This is a genomic window from Halorubrum laminariae, from assembly GCF_024494655.1.
In the GTDB taxonomy this organism is placed as follows: Archaea; Halobacteriota; Halobacteria; order Halobacteriales; family Haloferacaceae; genus Halorubrum; species Halorubrum laminariae.
In genome coordinates this window covers 239748-258114 of record NZ_JANHDL010000004.1, presented here as the reverse complement: position 1 = coordinate 258114, position 18367 = coordinate 239748, and the positions used below count along the sequence as shown (strand labels likewise).

Sequence of the window (18367 nt, the reverse complement as noted above, 5' to 3'; positions counted from 1 at the left end):
TTTATACTGTCGACCTGATTACGGGTGGAATATGATGAAGTCTGGCAACGGATTCGCAATCGGGGGTCAGCAGTAATGGAGGGCAGTGTTCTTATCGACGGCTCAACGGAGCGGCACCTTGCGCGGCTTGCGAGAGAATCAGGCTACTTCCAGCGTGAGTTCAACCCAGATCCCACCCGAACCATCCTCACTCAGGCAGGTATCAACTACGTCCCTATCCAGGACATCGAGATGGACACTGGTGAAATCGCGACGGTGTACAGCCTCGATCTGAACGGAGACTCGGAGAACAAGCTGGAGGAGGGCCTCATCTCCCACGGCAACACCGACGAAGCGTTCGCGACAGACTGGGCAGTCGACGCCAACCACGGGTACGACCACCTCACGTACTATTTCGATTCGCCCCCGACGAAGAACGACATCGAAAAGGCCCGGATCATTAACAAGGTCAAGCACGCAATCGAGATCGGGAAGCTCCAACAACAGTTCTCGTGTCGTAGCTGCGGGAAGAGGGTCCACTGGACGGATCTAATGCCGCCAACACCAGAACGTGAGAACGGCTACAAACAGCAGATAATCATGCTACGCGACCAACAGTGTAGCTGCTGTAACGACACCGACAACTTCGATCACATCGCCCACCCCAACGAAATAGACGAGTTCATCCAAGCACGGCCGGCGGATGTCATGGCGACAGCGCATGAGGAATAACTGACACAAGCCGACCAACCAACACCCACCCCAAACACACGAAAAACTGACAGACCGGAACCGGACCCACACCAAGATATTCACACCACCGGGTTGAAATACCCCCATATGTAATAGCCACGCCATTTTACACAAGCTTTGTATAGGAGTAAACCGTAGTGAATGGTAATATGGTGGGTTGCTGTAAGGTTGGGAAGGCTATCGACCGATACGACCTCAAAACCGACGTGGTAACTGGGGATCTGAATGACTACCTTCTAGCCCGGTGGAACGGGCATAACGAATTCCCGAAGACGGGGCTCCAGGAGCTAACGGATTACTTCAACCTCAGAATTCTCAAGAAGGTCTACACCGAGCACGATCGGAGGACCATCGAAACGCAGGTGGAATCCGACTATGAAGCCCTCACCGGGGATGACGAGATTGCGAAAGACGAGATAATCGCAGATCTGGAGCAAGATGGAATCGATGGAGAGCAGCTCGCGAGTGATTTCATCTCCAAGACAACGCTATACCGGCACTTCACCAACTGTCTGGAAGCGCAAAAGGAGTCCTCAGACGAGAAGACAGACTCGAACTGGGAAGCAGAGAGCATCCAGTACGCACTCAACAACGCACTCGACAATTCCCTCAAGGCGCTGAAGTCGTTAGAGAACAAGGGGAAAATCCCCCACGCGACGAAGGCAGAAGTGAGCGTGCCCCTGATGCTGTCCTGTCCGAAGTGTACGACGCGGGTCCGGTTCAAACGAGCTATCGATCGGGGCTACATCTGTAAGGAACACATGGGCGAAGATAGCGACTTCGCTGACGATGCCTCAGAAGATACCGCTGAGATGGAAGACGAGTTCCAGTCCTCGCCCGTATAGAAACCTTCCCAGCAGCCAACCAATCCACCTTCTACGGCGTTTTTAGGCAGTATATTGGGTAGGCTTTATTAGGAGAGACTCCTCACTATTCAATAACTACCATGTGGAAGCTTCAAGTCAAGAACATCGCCGGGATCAAATCGGGTACAGCGACGTTCAAGGAAGGCACAAACGTCGTACAGGCATCAAACTTTCAAGGCAAGTCGAGTCTCCTGAAGGCGATCCAAACGGTAATGGGGACTTCAGGCGTCGATGGTTCCCACCCCCTCACAGAAGGCCAAGATGAAGGATTCGCCGAGTTGGAAACCGACGACGGTACTTACCGAGTAGAGCTCAAGCGAGAAGGTGGGAGCGTCGTTCGGTCTGGGAACCCGTACCTGACTGAAGAGACAGATGTCACCTGCGCTCACCACTTCGCATTCCTCGGTGAGAACAACCCAGTCCGAGCCGCGGTGAGAGATCCGACCCCCGATGGTGACGAGCGGCTGACGGAGCTTTTGATGGAGCCGCTCGACGTCGACAAGATCGATGCTAAGATCGCCCAGCTCCAGAGCGAACGGAACAGCATCGAAAGCGAGATCGATGAAGCTGAGCGGGCGAACAAGAAACTTCCCAAAGCGCAGGAAGAAGTCACGAGACTTGAGAAAGAGCTTGAGGAAGCCCGAGAGCGCAAAGACGAGTTAGAAGACCAGGTAGACGAAGACAGCGAGCAAAAGGAACTCAGCAGCAAACTGAGCGACAAGCGGTCGCGTCTGAACAATACGAGAAACACAATCCAGAAGCTCGAATCGCGGATCGAACGCAAGAAGTCCAATCTCGAAGACAAACAGGACGAGCTGGACGAACTGGAGATCCCATCCGAGCCCAAGATCAACACGGACATCAACGAGAAAGAGGAGCGAATCGATGAGTTAGATCTTCAGATCGATCTCCTTCGGAGAGTCCACAGTGCGAACAAGCAGGTCCTCGACGAAGACGCAGTCGACCTTGTGACCGATGTCGAACACGGCATCGAAGGAGACAATATCGTCTGCTGGCTGTCGGGCGACAAGACCACCGCCGACGAGATCGAAGAACGGCTGGACCAGCTCAACGAAAAGCGACTCGAGCTCCGAGAGGAGAAGTCCGAACTCGAACAAGAAGTCGACGAGTTCGAAAGCAAAAAACGGACGATTCGGTCGAAAAAGCGAAAACGAGACAACCTCGAAGACGAGATCGGCAACCTCAAACTGGACATCCAAGAGGATGAACAGGAACTCAAACAGGCCCGTGAGCGTGTCGAGGACCTCCAAGAAGACATCGACGAACTGGAAAGTCAGTACGAGGAGGCCCAAGACGATCTTAACGAGGAGCTAACCGAGGTTCGCACAGAGATCGGCTCTCTGAAAACGAAACTCGAGAATGCCCGAGAAAAGCTCGAACGGCTTGATGAAACCGCCGGAAAAACCGACAATCTGGAAGACGAGCTCGAAACGATCAAAGACGAGATCGTGAACCTTCGCGAACGCCGCAACCAGAAGCACGAGGAAGTCGTCGATCGCTTCGAGACGGCGATGAAGAACATGCTCAAGCAGTTCGACCCCGGATTCGAGATGCTGCGTCTTGACCGGAGTGTCACCGATGACGGGTCGACCAAAGCCTTCGAACTCGTCGTCCTGCGAGACGGGCGCGAAACGTCGGTCGCAAACCTCAGCGAAGGTGAAGTCGAACTTATCGGCTTCGTGACCGCGCTCGCAGCGCACCAGGCGTTTGATGTCGACGAGATCGTCCCCGCTATTCTCGTGGACGGGGTCGGGCAGCTCGCCGCCGAGCACATCAAGGGTCTCACCGAATTCCTAGAGGGTGCGAGTGAGATGCTCATCACCACCGCCTACCCCGAGGCAGGCGACTTCGGTGGCCACACCCTCACCCCAGACGAGTGGGATGTGGTCTCTAACGAAGAGATGCGAGTCGTATAGGCAAACACTCCATTTTCCGGCCGTTAAACAACCTTTATACCCCCTTACGCGCTGATTTAGAGGTAGATAGCAAAGTCGGAAGGCACTTTGGAACGCCCTAAGTCCGTTTCAAAGACGAATACTCCGTTATACAACAACCACATGGGAACCAACACGACAGAGGAGAGCCACTATCAGGAGCTATCGATAGAAGAACGCGCACAACGGCGATTGGACAGACAGCACCGGTACACACAGCGGTATCTCGCGGTGGGTAGCATCTGTGGAGTGGGCTTGGTTCTTCCCCTGTTAGTACAGAATCCGGTCCTCGGTGTTGCCGGGTTCTGTGCCCTCACGATCGCAGGCCTCACGAGCATCCCAGGGATGGCCCATTCGAGTAAGCCAACATTTGCGCTTATCACCCTCGGCATGTGGACAGGTGGGTTCCTCGCGTTCGTTCTCGCCCTCCTGTACGTCGTGTTCGCCGATCTCCTTACCCTCGCCATGACCGGCGCTGTATAGCCCAGCCAATCCGCAAGGGAGCCGCGAGTTGTTTTTATCCCCCGAATGTAGTGAGGGATGACTTACGAGACGTCGGAATCTGCGAAAGATGTTGAGGCAGTTGAACAGGCGCATGATGAACTCGCTACCGAACACGGCCGCGATAACGTCCTCGTGATGGAGGGTTCGGAGGGAGAAATTGTCGCTCTCATCGGCGACCAGATGGGTTTCGTCGAGCCGAACGATATCCAGACCTACGAGTACGTTCAGTCGCGCGTTCCGGATCACGGCCATCAGATCATTCGCGAACACCGGGGATCCGTCCTACAGGAAGTGATGAAGCTGGTGGACGGTGAGTTGAAGTACCAGCGTTCGGAGGTCCGAGAGACGTACAACAGTGAAATCGTCCTCTGTTGTACCGGGTGTGAGGAGACGTTCGCCCATCTCGGGGAAGCCACTGAGCACGTTCAAAAAGCGAAGGACGGAGAACTCGACACCGGAGTCCCTTCCGTGATCGTCACGGAGCCGGTCTTTCCGGACCTCGACGCCAACACCTCTCGATGGGCCACCTGCGAACTCAAGTGGGACGGCTCGGAGGAAGTCTTCGTCAACGAACAAGCGGATGTACAGTGGGAGATCGATGAAGACGCCGTCGACGACTCGACGTACCGGGTCAAGGATTCCGATGAGAAACACAGCTGCCTCTCCGACGCGATGCACGCGGCCCTCGAGGAAGCAGGCCACGAGATCGCAGAGCCCAAAGTGGAATTCCGACCGTCTGATACCGAAACGCCCGAGTGGGGCGGACACGCCTAATACAGAAATGACCACTAGAGAACGAGAAACCACCGAGCCACGCAGTTTCACACCGATCACCGAACACCCACTCCCGTTTAGCGACGGGCTCAGCGACTTCCTCGAGAGCCACCCACAATTCGACGCTGACGATGACGTCGGCGTCGACGAGCTCCACGAGGAGTACACGACGACGCTCGCAGACAACGGGTACTGGAGAGTGTTCCGCGTCGATCTGTACGGCTACAGCGACTGGGTGTATGTGTGGCATTCTGAGTTCGGCGACGGCCTGAAGATCCCGACGGGAGAGTGGCGATTCGGGAACTTTGCCGAAGTCTTCGCTCTCTTACTCAGTGACGAGCCGGGGACGATCGACGACCACACCGGAGACGGCTGTCCGTACTGCCAAGGCACCCTCAGTTCCAGCCTCCAACAGTCCGGGTCACACAAGCAGACCTGTACCCGCTGTGGGCGATCGCGAATAATCGGATAGCACAATGCCGTCACCGAAGTATCTACGAGGCACGCCACGGTTCGATAGAAACCACTGGCCCCAGACATGGACCCCAAAATGGCGATACCAAGTGGCGGATTACTTCTGTGGCAGAGGCGGTGTCGGAATTGCCCTCGATAAGTGGCTCCCCCGGCACATGTACTTCGGCGTCGATATCGAACCGTATGGAGACGACTACCCCGGACAGTTCCTCCAAGCAGATCTGATCAGCCCGTTCACCAGCCAGCACAGAGACTCCTCAGAGACCAACCTTCCCTTCTCAGGGACCATCGCCGACGTCGCGTGGGTCAGCTGGCCATGTACGGCCTACTCGAGTCTCTCAGCCACGCACTACGGGTCAAAGGAGGCCGCCCTCGAAGAGAACCCACGAATCCCCGATGCGTTCCGCGAGTGGCTTCTTGACAACCACGCGCACTACGTGCTGGAGAACGTTCCGCGAGCGACCGCCATCGGCGACCTCGACGCCAACTGCCGAGTGAACGGACTCGCCTTCGGCGAACCCTACAGCATGACCCGACATTTCGAGACGACCTTCGATGTGCCAGATGCGTACATCCAAGGAAATCCCGACCTCGCGATCGACACCCGAGGTGACCAATCGGTAAAGGAGCTCGCAGAGGCCAAGGGCGTCCCCGACTCGTGGAGCGGAAGAAAGCAAGACGTGCGCTCAGCGATACCCTGGCAGTACGTTTGGTGGATCCTCGGTCACTGTCCCGCCATCGAGATCCCCATCCCCAAGACGAAGAACCGATCAGTCGCAGAGTGGGGGGACGGCGTCGGCCACTACCTACGATACCCATCCGACCGTCTCGGAGGGACAGATCACACAGCAGACGACGAACTGAGCAGCGGCCCGCGCGGAGAAGTACGATAACACCAACTATGTGTCCACATTTTGAAGGTCCTGAGGACGCCCCAACAGCAGCGGATCTGTTCGCCGGCTGCGGTGGGATGACCTGGGGGCTCATGAGCGGCGGCTTCCGAGTCGTTGCGGCATGGGAGAAGGCAGACATGCCGCGGGTGACGTATCACCAGCACCATTGCGAGGCCAACAACATCGCCCTACACCGAGACGCGACCGACGTCGACGCTTCGAAGCTCCCCGACGATCTCGATCTCTTGGCCGGCGGCCCACCCTGTAAGGGATTCTCCTCCGCACAAGGCGAAACGAACACAGAGGATCCCCGGAACAGATTGGCGTTTTCCATGGTGGACTGGGCGGCGGCTGTGAACCCGAAGCTGGTCCTGATCGAAAACGTCACCGGACTCTACCACTCCCACCGAGACACGCTCACCGAGCTCACAGACGCCCTCGAAGATGTCGGCTACCAAGTCAAGCTACTCACCCTCAACGCTGTGAACTACGGAGTCCCCCAGACCCGCAAGCGGCTATTCATCCTCGGGGTTCGCGATGACATCACCCCACCGGACCAGTGGGAACCCCCGCGAGTCTGTAACGAAGGCCAGCAACGGCTGACGGACATCAACGGCGGGAACTGGCTCGAAGGATACACCACGGCTTACGAGGCGCTCAGCGACCTCCCAGAGCCTCTCAAAAGCCAGCCCGCAAAAGACGACCCGATACACCATACACTCGCGGAGCGGTTCCGCACGCACGATAACGCATACACCCGAACCCGTGTCGATCCCGGAACCGTCTCTGCCCCAGTCACTCGCGACGGCGAAGACGTTTGGATCCCGACGAACCACAAGCACCAGGACCACAGTCGGTCGCACCGTGAGAAGATGGCCGAGTACGAACTCGGGAAGTCCGGCCCGCCGACAACCGCCCGCCGGCTCGACCCCGAGAAGCCGGCCCCGACAATGACCCACTCCGATGGGACACCACCCGTCCACTACATCGGGAAGACCCCCTCAAATGACGGGAGCGTCGACGAGGTCCGCCGGCTCACCGTGCGCGAGGTCGCCCGTATCCAGACGTTCATTGACCCGTTCACGTTCGCCGGCACGAAGACAGAACAGTACGAGATGGTTGCGAACGCAGTCCCACCAGTCTTAGCGAGCAACATCGCGACGCACCTCCGTACGAACATCCTCTCAACCACCCCAGAACAGATCACTCCCGCGACCACCGCATCGTCGAAAAAGTCGGCGAAGGCGAACGAGTAAGAAAGTCAATCTGACCGAAGTGTTTTAACCACATACCAGCGAACCGTTCTTTTGCGATGGAAGAACTAACCTCCTTCCAGCGAGACATCCTGCATGTCATCGCTGGATTGGACCGCCCGCACGGACTGGCTGTCAAGCACGAGCTCGAAGACTACTACGGCAAGGACGTCAACCATGGTCGGCTGTACCCGAACATGGATCAACTCAGCGAACAGGGCCTCGTCGACAAGTCGAAGCGAGACGAGCGGTCGAACATCTACGTGATCACAGAACTGGGCAAGGAGATGCTGGCCGTTCGGCATCACTGGCAGAAGTCGTACTTCCAGCCCAGCGCGAAGCTCAACGCCGCCGTCCGGAGTGACTGACGATGTCGTTTCAAGAGAGCAAGACCGCGATCAGTGACCGGCTACTCGACCTGACCAAGGCAATCGACCACGAAAACGAAGCCGCCCGGCTTCAGTGTGGAGCACTCGCTGGCGCTCTTGTCGGCGGCTGGTCGATCGCCGCAAGCATCGAATTCGGATACAGCCCGCTCGTCGGCGCGTCCATCCTCACCATCGGCGTGATGGCTGGTCTCGCAGCGAGGATCATGCTGTGAAGAGTCTACCACAACGCTAACACCCCCAAATTAGAGCAACGCCCCGGCGGCTATGAGTTGTAACGCTGTTGCGGTTTTAGAACGTGACTGCCGGAATCGACGGCTAAAAACTCACACTGGGAGAGAGATTTTTAGCTCTCAGGGTGGGGTGATAGAAGTTGAATTGCTGATCTGACCCAAATGGGTTTATAATTGGTCCGTGAAGGTTAGATCAGTCAGCAGGACGTGACTATCCACAGATCATGAATATCAAATGCCAATACGCGAACCGGTCGAAGACGAGTGTACTCCTTACCGTTGAGGGGGTTCTCCAAGGACAGTCGGTGAACCTCCTTGTCGACCCCGGCCCAGGGGTCGATGTTGACGGGTTGCTCGGTCAGGACGAATACCTGACTGGGATCCTGCTCACCCACCTCCACATGGACCACTACGCCACGCTGGGTGAGAACATGCGAGATGGTGCGCCCGTATACACCTCTCAGACAAACATTGACCTCCTCGACGTCGCCGTCGACGACGCGAACAACTTTGTGGACACCGCCATCGACAAGTCAGAGATCAAACGCTCTGCCACCCCGGTGGACGACGGCGTTACCATTGGCGGGAAGATCGATATCACTGCCGTTCCAGCTGGGCACACGCCCGGCGCGATCGGATTTTACCTCGAGCTATCGAGCGGCGGGGAAACTGAATCCATCCTCATCACGGGTGATTTCACCCGGCGGCCAGTTGCCGGATATCCCGGTCTCCCACCTGTAGACGCCGATCTCGTTGTTCTGACAGGCGCAACAGAGGCAGACTTTGAGGACAACCTCACGGAGGCCGTCGCAACGACAATCCGACAGGGCCTCTCCGGTTCGCCCGCCCTTGTGACGGCTACAGCACTGAACGCCGTCCACTTCGCAACAGTGCTCGGAACGGCGATTGAAGAGGGCGACTTCGAGATGGGCGTGTCCGTCGTCGGGAAGGCCGCGAAGATGCTCGATAAACTCGACCTCACCCCGCCTCATGTGACTGCGATCCCGAAGTACGCCCCAGAGGCCGTCCTTTCCGAGAATCCAATCACGATCACTGGACCGGACTTGCCCACAGAAGGAGGTGCGAGGAAGCTCTTCAGGCAGATCAAAGACGATCCGAACGCTGGAGCCATTCTCCTGAGTGGTGACGAGGAAGCAGACATCGGTTCCTACAACTGTACTCTCAACCAGTTTCGGTTCAGCAATCACCCCACGGAGACTACCGTCGACGAGTACATCGAACTTGTGAACCCGAGAGAGATCTACCTCACTCATCAGAAGGGGTCAGAACTCCGGCGATACCGGGACAAGTACAGTGCGATCGTCTGGGCACCCAGAGAGCGCAAGTGCTACACCCTGTACCGCAACGGCGAGTGGGTCGCCCCTTTCTGGGTCAAGGACAAGGCGGCAAAACACCTCCTCAAGACCACACAGGAGAGGTCCAACATCGAGTTCCGTCCCGCCGAGGGCCACACGCTGGACGCCCTTGACGACGTCAGTCTCGCCGCTGAGGGCCTCGACATGAGCTCGATCACCTTCTCCAAACCATCCCACCCCGTGGATGCGAAGTACAACACAACGTCCGGTGCGGAGCCGAAACCAATCCGGACCGACGGGGCCGTCGCAGAAACACCGACTGCCGAGAACACCCCACCAGCTCCGAAATCCGAAAGGGTCCTGGAAATAGAGTCGGCGATCGCGCACCTCGAGGAACTCAAAGAAGAGATCACCGACGACACAACAGTCGCGACAGTCGAGAAGGTGACCAGCAAGCACGTCCTACTCAGGCCGATCAACGGCGGGACAGAAGGCATCGCCGCCGGTGACACCATCGAAATTGGCCGTAGTAGAAGCTGACAGGCCCGAACCCGGAGCCGCAGACAACAGTGGCATGAATAAACAGGGGGGCCAATGAATAATGGAACCAGCCAGGAACACTGGAAAACGATGTGGGGGGTCAATGAATAATGGATGTGGGAAAGAACACTGGAAAAACGGTGTGGGGGGTCAATGAATAATGGATGTGGGAAAGAACACTGGAAAAACGGTGTGGGGGGGGGTCAATGAATAATGGAACGGTGAGACCCGTTAGTTGTAGAACTCGTTCAGTTTCGTATCCACGACCGAGGATATCAGTTCACGATCATCGAGCAAGTCGTGAATGCTACTGTCGTTCTCAGAGAGAGTCTCCACAAGTAATTCCGAAGAACGAGCCATTTTGATCTGGCGGTAAACACCGGTCGAAACCCCCTTGCTAGCATGTGAAGTCTCGATTAGACCGCCCTGTTCGAACTCGTCAACATACCGAGAGAGCGTCGGTTGTGATTTCTCAGAGAACTCAGTTATATCGCACATGAACGAGTACACTTGCTGCATGACAGGATTCGGGACAGAGTCAATCGGATCACTAGACCAAGCGTGGACAGCCGCCGTCGCGAACAGAACGAGTTTCTTCCCACTGCTGTAGCCATTTGCCTGCTCAAGCAGGCGATCGCGCTCGACCTCTTCTTGAGCCCGGTCGACGTGGTGTTTGTATACTTTCTCGGCGTCCTCATCGAGTGCTAGCGCCCCCGCGGTGCGGAGTAGGTCAACAGCCTTCCGAGCATCGCCGTGGTCTTGTGCCGCGAGAGCCGCCACATACGGGATGACGTCGTCCGAAAGGACACCCTCAACGAAAGCATCTTCACGGCGGTACAGAATCTGCCTCAGCTGGTTCGCGTCATAATCGGAGAAGACGATATCTCGGGGGTTAAACGAACTATCAACCCGTGGATCGAGCTCCTCGACGAAGTCGGGAGCGTTCGTGATTGCGATGACTCCCAACGTCTCGATATCTGTGAGATCCTCCGCGCGCGAAAGCTGGTACAGGAGAGACGAATAAGCCGGTTCATCTGTGTTGTCGACCGGATTCACCAAGTGATCGACCTCGTCGACGATGACCAACGAGGCATCGAAATTCTCCTCGAGTCGCTTGAAGAATTCCTTGAGAACCTTCTGAGTCGATTTTCCCTGAACGGTGATCGAGCCCGCTTCTGGGGGGAGAGATTCAGCAAGTTCGACGGCGGCCTGATAATTCGTATTCAGCCACTGGCAGTTGAGCTCGATTACAGCCAGAGACTTTCCAGATTCGGCAAGGACAGTCTGAAACTCGCTCGCAACACGGTGAGTGATCAGCGACTTCCCAGTGCCGCTTGGCCCATAGACGAGTATATCGGGCGGGGTATCGCCAGTCTTGAGCGACTGAAGCAGCGTGACGTACGACTGAATTTGCTCTTCACGACCCACAATACGATCCTCGTCCACGATGCGGGACGTGGAGAGCAGCTTGCGATTTCGGAATATGGCCGGCTCTTCAGTCCGGACCATATCACCAATAGAAAGATTGCCCGATCCTGTCATTGGAAACTACCTTACAGGGGAGGGGTTAAAAAGATATCCCCCTGTGAATATCTAAATACACTGTTTACAAGCCCTCTATCACACTATTAGGGCGATTTAGCCCGCCAGAGACACAGAGACGGATGAATAGTGGACGGAAAGCGTTCGGTCAAAAGGACGGACAAGGATTGTGTGGCCTAACTACCCATCAAACATTTGAAACACAGAATTGCCACCCGATCTCGAGATCACCACAGTCCAATCACGCAGATTATCGGTAAGGGTGGGGGGAGGGGGTCTATGAATAATGGATCGGGCTCAGAAGGTGTCCCCCTCACGGGAGATAACGACCAGAAAACACGGGAGATACCACGAGAGAGACACCGTAGCTACAGTCCACGGGAGAAGACAGAAGTCGATCTCACGGTGGTTCGGTCCTGTCAAACACCAATCGCGTTGTCTACTACACAACTTGATTATTTCCCATCGCGGATATGGTTAGCGTGTATCCTATATAAAACCCTCAGTTTTAAAGATAGGATCTTGGATATGAGGGTTTGGGAGGTCATGGAGCGAGTTATCGGCGTTTGACGGGGTCTAGCGGGAGATTCTGGCGACCCCCCCACCCCACCTTTTGGGCCGCTTCCATTATTCATAGACCCCCCCTCTCCCCCTCCTATACCAACATCCGATTCCGGAACCGAGTACTAGTCTTGGCGAGTGTAGAAACAATCAACAGAGAGAAACTAACCGACATCTGGTCGTGGCGCTCCGTCCAACGTGAGTTCGCTGTCTCTTCCGCCCCTACGTGTGGAACTACACCACAAACCGTATAGGAGCAAGCAACGAGTTCCGTCCTATGCTCTCAAGCCTACCGGCCCGCCCCCTGTCTGTTGACGAGCTCCAGTCTCTCCATAGGAGCGGCTCACTTGTCGCTGCCGCACCGATCAATGTTGTACTCGATCCGGACCAGGACCGCTCGCGATCGCTGGTCGTAAGCGCCGTTCTAGCCACCGAATCCTATGTCGTTGGCGTCAGCTACGATCCCGCCAAGCAGACTTGGAACAAGGTCATACAGAAAGAAAACAGACCAGACTCCGAGAAGGGACCAGATGGAACTGTCGAAAGCGTCGTCATGGAGGTCGAGGACGCACTCGAGCAAGAGGCAGAGCGGTTGGAAGAAGATGACGAGGTGGGTGAGATCTTCGATAGTGACGTGGAGGGTGGGGTTAATGCCGACTACCGGGATGGGACCGAGCTGAACAAAGTTCTTCAAAAACAGTACGACGAATACACGCAAGAGTGACACATACCCGGATTCAACACTGGGTTTGTGTTAATCGAACCGGTTGTCGCGTGGTTCAAGATCGTTCAGTCCTGTGTACTGGTCCCGTTCGTCTTCACGTGTGAATTCGTGGAAGATCACGCGTCGTAACATCGTGAGAGCTGCTTCGTAACCTGTGAATAAGTCGTCGAACGGAACATTCACCCGGTCATTATGGACGACAGCGTTCCGTGTCCCGACATAGAAGTACGCGTTACTCCCCTCTCCTGATTCTTCGAATCCGGTTGAGAAATCTGCGAGGTCGTTAACTGGTACACTAAGTTCATCAGCAAGATTATCGATAACCTCGTCCGTGCCACTCCCGACTTCGTCACTGTACGCTGCGTACCGCCGAGCGAGCGATTCGATTCCTGCTGCGATTGATGCGGTTTTCGCGTTTACAGTCCGGTTCTTCAGTAACGCGTCAAGGTACCACGATAAGCACCGCCGGTACTTGTACTCTTCTTCACGGCGTACGAACTGGTCGTACGCGTGGTCGAGAAAAGCGTACGGATCGTTTGCTCTACTGATACTCCGGCCGGCGAATGCGGATCCGATGTCCGTCCGCCATGATCCAACCCATTTTTCGTACTGCCAGTCAGGTTCCGTGCCGTTCACGGCCGTGATCGTGGCTTTGACTGGCGCTGGTAGAACACCTTGTGTGAATGCGAGGAGCCACGTGACTGGTTCGAGTGTGGAAGTTGCGTGACTGACTTGCCGATCGGGCGGGCCATTAACTTGCTGCGTGATGCGTAGTTTCCCGGTGCGGAGCGGGCGTCGCCATTCTTTGATTTCCTCGATTCGGCCGTCAGTGTCCGGGAGTTCGTTTGCGTGGATTTCGAAATCTTCGCGTTCAAGGAGCGGTGCGTCGTTGCTGAGCGGGACGTACGCGGTCGGCGGATCGAAGTTCAGCATGTCGAACTGGATAGTGACGGGACTGTCGAGGATTATTGTCTCGTCAGGCGCGGTACTTGTCGTGACGGCCCCGGCTCGGAACCCGATTTTATCGTCTTCAGTTCCGTGTTGTTCACGAATGTTCGTTGTAATGTACCCGTCACTGATTGTTACATGCCCACCGGTTTCCCGGTCAGTTCCGGTTACGTCGAACGTTGATTGTGACTCCTCGTTCACAAGTTTTTGAAGCAGTTCCATCCCGCCGACATCGTTTATCTCTGTGACTGCACCAACGATCGACCCATCCTCAGTAAGCGTCACACGGATTGTATTGAACTCGTCGTGCCCGGTAATATCGATTGTTCTCTCTCCGATCGCATCACTGAACATCTCGTGTCTACGACTGAGTGTGTGCTGTAGTATCGTAAATTATGATGCCCTGACGCGCTTCTGGACGGCGGTACTGCCCTGTGACTGGTTACGTCCCCGAATCAATCCCCCCTGTGAATTCTTCGATTGTACTGGAAATCGTGTCAAGCCCCTACGCTAAAGAAGTACATCACGCCCGCCGTCCGGCCCCTCACGCCAGTAGGATCAACCTCGTATCCTTCTCGACCAAGCAAGTCAACAGCTAACTGTTCCAGTCTGGCACCGTCTCCGATACCGCGGAGATTTGCTTCAAGAGCAGTGTTTGGGATCTATTAGTTCATCTGGAGAGTCCATGCTTACAAAACTACCCAGCTACTGTGGCTGCTTTGTTGACTTCTCGCGGTTATCGAGGAATTGATCACACCACGCCGGAAGAGAATCCATCGGTCCGTTTTCAGTTACTGTCCCACTAACTGCAATCCGGGTGAACACACCGTCCCGCCCCCACGCACACACTACTGGCTCCTGATCTTGATCGGGTCGAGTCACGATTCGCTCTTGGAATCGCGACGGCTCCTCAGTTTCATCCAGTAGCACTGTGAGGAGCTGTCCGAGAAGTGGATGACCTGGCGCAAGGTGCTGAACCGATGGGAACTCATCAGCACACACAGCTGAGAACGTCACCGCTACTTCATCAGCAGCAGTCGCAATTGCCTGTGCAATCGTCTGTTCCCCATCTCCAGCTGGAACCTCAATCGGTGCGTTGCCTACTGAGAGGCGATATGTACTGTCCGCAAAGTCGAAGTCCCCGTCATCGTACTCGAAGTCGATGTCGTGAACCGGAGTGAATTCGACACCGGCCTCAGCAAGCGCGTCGTTATCGACCAACACTGACTGGAGGCTCGGCGTCTCGAACGGCGGCTGATACTCGTATTCCTCCTCGCCGACGTCGACGAGATCCGGGTGGTTGTAGGATTCCCACGCATCAAGTTTTGCTTCGTCGACGACGTCCTGAGCGACGAGGTCGTCGACGTCCTCGAGTGACTCTCCGACATCGACGCGGTCGCCCTGATCGCGTTCTTCGAGCTCTTCGGAGAACTCACGGTCAGCTGATTCAACCGCAGTCTGGTCGTCAGCGCTGTCGGCGTTCAACGTCGCATCCCGGATCTGTTGGCTGACGCCGGAGAGTATGGGTTGCATCTCACCGACGACGTTTTCGAAGAGGCCAATCCGGTCGTCAAGGCGATCATAGATGTCCGTCTCAACCGTATCCTCGTAGCTGTAGTTGAGAATACGGATCTCGTCGAACCGTTGGCCGATACGGTCAATCCGACCGATACGCTGTTCTACCCGCATCGGGTTCCACGGCAGGTCGTAATTGATGAGCGCCCCACACTCCTGGAGGTTTAGCCCCTCACTCGCGGAGTCGGTACAGACGAGGATATCGACCTGCCCATCATCACGTGAGAATTCACGCTTCACGCGCTCTTTCCCGACGTGTTGCCACGTTTCAGAATCGGGATCGTACAGCTCGCCGCCACGACCAGAGTACGTCGCGATTGTCGCTCCAAGAAGGTCTGCGAGACTATCCCGGATGAAGTCCATTGTGTCCGCGTACTGCGTGAAGACAATCACCCGGTTGTGACCAGCCCGGTCCAACTCGTCAAGGTCGTTGTACAGCTGCTGAATCTTCGGGTCTGTATCAACCAAGTCTAAGTCGTTGACGAACGCTTCCAGAGCCTCGATTTCTTCCTCGATAAGCTGTTTCCCTTCTTCAGTCACGCTCGGGATGAGTTCAGAGAGGTCCAGGTCGTCGCTACTAGCGTCGAGTTCATCCAGAACGTCCCCGTCGTCGAGATCAGCGTCTTGTAGCGTTTCGAGGACGACCTGCTCCGCATCACCATAGTCCCGGTCACGAGCGCGCTCCCGACCGGCAAGCACGGTTCGTTGCGCCCGGAGTGTCTCAAGCCGGTGTTTCAGGCTCTGACTGATCGCATAGACACTCGACGTGAGTCGCTGTCGATACGTGGTCATCACGAACCCGATGGCGCGTGTCTGGGCTTCGTCAGTCTGTTGGGCTCGCTTGTAGAACTCACGTGTGTACTCGTCGATCTGGTCGTAGACTGCCCGTGTCTCCTCGGTGAGTTCGATTTTCCGTTGTTCGGGATTCCGGTTCGGAACGGTCGTATCGAGGAGTCCGACCGCCTCGTACTTTCGGAGTGTATCCCGTGTATTCCGATGGATGAGCGCGTCGACGGGCGTGGACTCTGCGAGAACATCGCGGATGACTCGCCAACCGCTCGGGGAAAGTTCGTCAAGTGCGTCCTGTCGGTCGCTGCGGGACGCCATCAACCACTCGTCGGCGTCTTCAGGATAGAGGAGTCGTTTGAGTTTCGTATCCTCGCTCGCCTCGAAGCGGTCGATGTCATAATCTGCCATCACGTCGTCGACATGGTCGAGATAACCGTCGTAGGCGTCTCCATAGGCTCGTGCGAGCCGGCACGCGGTCAGCACACGCTCTTTGGCAATGGCTCGGTCCTGTCTGTCCTCATTGATCTCGAGTTCGTCTGCAAGGTGCTGGAAGACTTTTGAGGAGAATGGTCGGTCCGTCGGGAGCCGGTCTTGGTGTTCCAGTCCATCGAGCGTGGCTTGCGTGTCCCAGGAAACCTGTGCTTCGTCGGACTCTGAACTAGGGTTGTCGAGAACCTCGTTGAGGGCCTGCGACAGCCCGTCTCGAGTTTCGAAGAACTCCATGAAAGTATCCCGGTTATCCCAACCACCCGGAAGATCCAGCATCTGCATCAGGTCGTAGAGTTCGCCAGAGTGCAATTGCATAGGGGTGGCCGTCAAGAGGTAGTAGGCGTGCGTATAATCGCGAAGCTGTTCGAGAAGAGCGTAGAAATTACTGCCACGCCGGGCGTTGTGTGCCTCGTCGACGATGACGGCGTCCCACACGCCCATCCGGTCTTCCGTATCGTGGTCGCGTCCGCGACAGCTTGCCGGGATGACGTTCCGAGACCGGTCGGATACCCGGTCTAAGGGAGCGACCTGATCCCACCGGTCGTCAAGACGAGCCGTGTGCCAAGACATAATGACGACCGTCGGTCCATCCAGCGGCGACGATGCGTCGGCATCAGTCGACTGTTGTTCGTAGAGGAACCGCCAGATGGGGCTGTCCGCCCATTCGCGCTCCCCAGTGAGGTCAAGATCCGTTGCCGATGGTGGATAGTGGTCGCGACCGCGGACGTCCCGGAATACGTGATCGCCCGCTGTGTCCCGGTCAAACCGGACGGCGTTGATGTTGAACTTCTCCCAGAGCTCTTCCTGCCACTGCCGCTGCAGACTCGCCGGAACCAGCAACAGTCCGGTTTCAAGCTCGCTAGTGAGCCCAAGCCGAGAGAGTGTAAGGCCGGCCTCGATCGTCTTCCCGAGTCCCACCTCGTCACACAGCAAGAAGCTCTGTGGATACGTGTTGACGAGTGTGTCCGAGACGACTCGTTGATGAGGCCACGGAGTGATCGTACTGGCCTCCTCGGCCAGTGCGAGCCCACCAGGCGAGAGCGGTCCATCCTGAATGATGTTCGCTTTGTCGCGCTCCGTCGGCGGAGCTGTACCGTTCGCGATCTGAATCGCTTCCTGAAGATCGCTCTCGGTGTCTGGGGCTTTCCAGTCGATGATGTCCTCTTCGATCGCCTCGGGTAGGTCATACACTTCGACGAAGGGGTGTTCATCACTCCACAGCCGCTCGAAGGTCTCCTCGTCACCGTCGACGTAGTCTGCCTGCTCTGGCACCCACGACCGATGAACTTTGAATCGCTCGTAGTTGCGAGCCCAGCCGCCGACGGTCTCGTTGACGCTTCCCTCGAACGAAATCGTGTTTCCATCGCTATCGTGGAAGAGTCCGACTTTCGGGTGGAAAATCTCCCAATCGTGAGATGGAGAGCGAGGATAGGCGACCTTGATGTGGATTCGGCCTTCCCGGAGGAGACGCGCCAGGATGCGGAGGTTCGCATCCAGGCGTTCATCATCAAGGTCCTCGAGGTTCTCTTCGAGGCGGTCGGTGAGTGTCTCAAGGACCGGTCGATCCGACTCGTAGAGTTCGGTGCCGACGATGAGCCGCATTTCGCCATCGTTCTCGACGAGAGCGTGAACACCGTTAGCAGCAGCCGCAAGTGCTGTACTGGAGAAGTAGCCCGCAATCCGGTCGTACTGCTGGCTGCGTTCCAGTGCGGGCTCGTAGAAGTCCTTGACTAAGTGGGCTCGTCCCTGCTCGGGTTTGCTCTCGTAGATGGACTGCCACTCGCGTTCACGTAGATTAGTCATGCTGGAAGGG

15 protein-coding genes are annotated in these 18367 nt (G+C 56.4%); 12 read left to right on the top strand and 3 right to left on the bottom strand.

Going from position 1 to position 18367, the window contains the following annotated elements; all coding sequences use genetic code 11:
• Positions 1–75 precede the first annotated feature (75 nt).
• From NO887_RS09830 to NO887_RS09780, 11 genes are all read left to right on the top strand, one after another.
• On the top strand, positions 76–711 hold the full coding sequence (locus NO887_RS09830) for a hypothetical protein (RefSeq protein WP_256397164.1): 636 nt from the start codon (positions 76–78) through the stop codon (positions 709–711).
• A 158-nt stretch (positions 712–869) separates the two neighbouring features.
• Positions 870–1577: a rod-determining factor RdfA gene (gene rdfA / locus NO887_RS09825; protein ID WP_256397165.1), complete on the top strand. Its 708-nt coding sequence runs from the start codon at positions 870–872 to the stop codon at positions 1575–1577.
• A gap of 101 nt (positions 1578–1678) precedes the next feature.
• Entirely contained in the window at positions 1679–3535 is a 1857-nt protein-coding gene (locus NO887_RS09820; RefSeq protein ID WP_256397166.1) for an archaea-specific SMC-related protein, read from the top strand.
• 141 nt (positions 3536–3676) lie between these two features.
• On the top strand, positions 3677–4036 hold the full coding sequence (locus NO887_RS09815) for a hypothetical protein (protein ID WP_256418120.1): 360 nt from the start codon (positions 3677–3679) through the stop codon (positions 4034–4036).
• A 57-nt stretch (positions 4037–4093) separates the two neighbouring features.
• The gene (locus tag NO887_RS09810; protein WP_256418119.1) at positions 4094–4831 is read left to right on the top strand and encodes a hypothetical protein; all 738 of its coding nucleotides are present in this window, start codon (positions 4094–4096) and stop codon (positions 4829–4831) included.
• A gap of 7 nt (positions 4832–4838) precedes the next feature.
• Positions 4839–5303: a hypothetical protein gene (locus NO887_RS09805; RefSeq protein WP_256397169.1), complete on the top strand. Its 465-nt coding sequence runs from the start codon at positions 4839–4841 to the stop codon at positions 5301–5303.
• A 157-nt stretch (positions 5304–5460) separates the two neighbouring features.
• A complete protein-coding gene (locus NO887_RS09800) occupies positions 5461–6198 on the top strand; it encodes a hypothetical protein (RefSeq protein WP_256397170.1) in 738 nt (245 codons plus the stop codon).
• 8 nt (positions 6199–6206) lie between these two features.
• Positions 6207–7454 carry a DNA cytosine methyltransferase gene (locus NO887_RS09795; RefSeq protein ID WP_256397171.1) on the top strand — a complete coding sequence of 416 codons (1248 nt, stop codon included), beginning with the start codon at positions 6207–6209 and terminating at the stop codon, positions 7452–7454.
• Positions 7455–7510: 56 nt separating this feature from the next.
• Positions 7511–7819 carry a PadR family transcriptional regulator gene (locus tag NO887_RS09790; RefSeq protein WP_256397172.1) on the top strand — a complete coding sequence of 103 codons (309 nt, stop codon included), beginning with the start codon at positions 7511–7513 and terminating at the stop codon, positions 7817–7819.
• A 2-nt stretch (positions 7820–7821) separates the two neighbouring features.
• Entirely contained in the window at positions 7822–8052 is a 231-nt protein-coding gene (locus tag NO887_RS09785; protein WP_256397173.1) for a hypothetical protein, read from the top strand.
• A 242-nt stretch (positions 8053–8294) separates the two neighbouring features.
• On the top strand, positions 8295–9926 hold the full coding sequence (locus tag NO887_RS09780) for an MBL fold metallo-hydrolase (RefSeq protein WP_256418118.1): 1632 nt from the start codon (positions 8295–8297) through the stop codon (positions 9924–9926).
• Between the two features lie 231 nt (positions 9927–10157).
• Here NO887_RS09780 and NO887_RS09775 read toward each other — a convergent pair whose 3' ends face one another.
• Complete coding sequence (locus tag NO887_RS09775; RefSeq protein ID WP_256397175.1) at positions 10158–11468, bottom strand: AAA family ATPase; 1311 nt, start codon at positions 11466–11468, stop codon at positions 10158–10160.
• Between the two features lie 838 nt (positions 11469–12306).
• On the opposite strand from NO887_RS09775, the gene NO887_RS09770 reads away from it, so the two are divergent.
• Positions 12307–12753 (top strand): DUF7964 domain-containing protein, encoded by a 447-nt coding sequence (locus NO887_RS09770; protein ID WP_256397176.1) that lies wholly within the window; start codon positions 12307–12309, stop codon positions 12751–12753.
• 30 nt (positions 12754–12783) lie between these two features.
• On the opposite strand, the gene NO887_RS09765 is transcribed toward NO887_RS09770, so the two are convergent.
• Entirely contained in the window at positions 12784–14055 is a 1272-nt protein-coding gene (locus NO887_RS09765; RefSeq protein WP_256397177.1) for a hypothetical protein, read from the bottom strand.
• 351 nt (positions 14056–14406) lie between these two features.
• The gene (locus NO887_RS09760) at positions 14407–18357 is read right to left on the bottom strand and encodes a helicase-related protein (RefSeq protein ID WP_256418117.1); all 3951 of its coding nucleotides are present in this window, start codon (positions 18355–18357) and stop codon (positions 14407–14409) included.
• Between the last annotated feature and the right edge of the window lie 10 nt (positions 18358–18367).

What these genes read in the sequence shown, in the direction of transcription:
- NO887_RS09830 (WP_256397164.1), top strand. Translation starts at nt 76, where the DNA reads ATGGAGGGCAGTGTTCTTATCGACGGCTCAACGGAGCGGCACCTTGCG.
- NO887_RS09820 (WP_256397166.1), top strand. Translation starts at nt 1,679, where the DNA reads ATGTGGAAGCTTCAAGTCAAGAACATCGCCGGGATCAAATCGGGTACA.
- NO887_RS09815 (WP_256418120.1), top strand. Translation starts at nt 3,677, where the DNA reads ATGGGAACCAACACGACAGAGGAGAGCCACTATCAGGAGCTATCGATA.
- NO887_RS09810 (WP_256418119.1), top strand. Translation starts at nt 4,094, where the DNA reads ATGACTTACGAGACGTCGGAATCTGCGAAAGATGTTGAGGCAGTTGAA.
- NO887_RS09805 (WP_256397169.1), top strand. Translation starts at nt 4,839, where the DNA reads ATGACCACTAGAGAACGAGAAACCACCGAGCCACGCAGTTTCACACCG.
- NO887_RS09800 (WP_256397170.1), top strand. Translation starts at nt 5,461, where the DNA reads ATGTACTTCGGCGTCGATATCGAACCGTATGGAGACGACTACCCCGGA.
- NO887_RS09795 (WP_256397171.1), top strand. Translation starts at nt 6,207, where the DNA reads ATGTGTCCACATTTTGAAGGTCCTGAGGACGCCCCAACAGCAGCGGAT.
- NO887_RS09790 (WP_256397172.1), top strand. Translation starts at nt 7,511, where the DNA reads ATGGAAGAACTAACCTCCTTCCAGCGAGACATCCTGCATGTCATCGCT.
- NO887_RS09785 (WP_256397173.1), top strand. Translation starts at nt 7,822, where the DNA reads ATGTCGTTTCAAGAGAGCAAGACCGCGATCAGTGACCGGCTACTCGAC.
- NO887_RS09780 (WP_256418118.1), top strand. Translation starts at nt 8,295, where the DNA reads ATGAATATCAAATGCCAATACGCGAACCGGTCGAAGACGAGTGTACTC.
- NO887_RS09775 (WP_256397175.1), bottom strand. Translation starts at nt 11,468, where the DNA reads ATGACAGGATCGGGCAATCTTTCTATTGGTGATATGGTCCGGACTGAA.
- NO887_RS09770 (WP_256397176.1), top strand. Translation starts at nt 12,307, where the DNA reads ATGCTCTCAAGCCTACCGGCCCGCCCCCTGTCTGTTGACGAGCTCCAG.
- NO887_RS09765 (WP_256397177.1), bottom strand. Translation starts at nt 14,055, where the DNA reads ATGTTCAGTGATGCGATCGGAGAGAGAACAATCGATATTACCGGGCAC.
- NO887_RS09760 (WP_256418117.1), bottom strand. Translation starts at nt 18,357, where the DNA reads ATGACTAATCTACGTGAACGCGAGTGGCAGTCCATCTACGAGAGCAAA.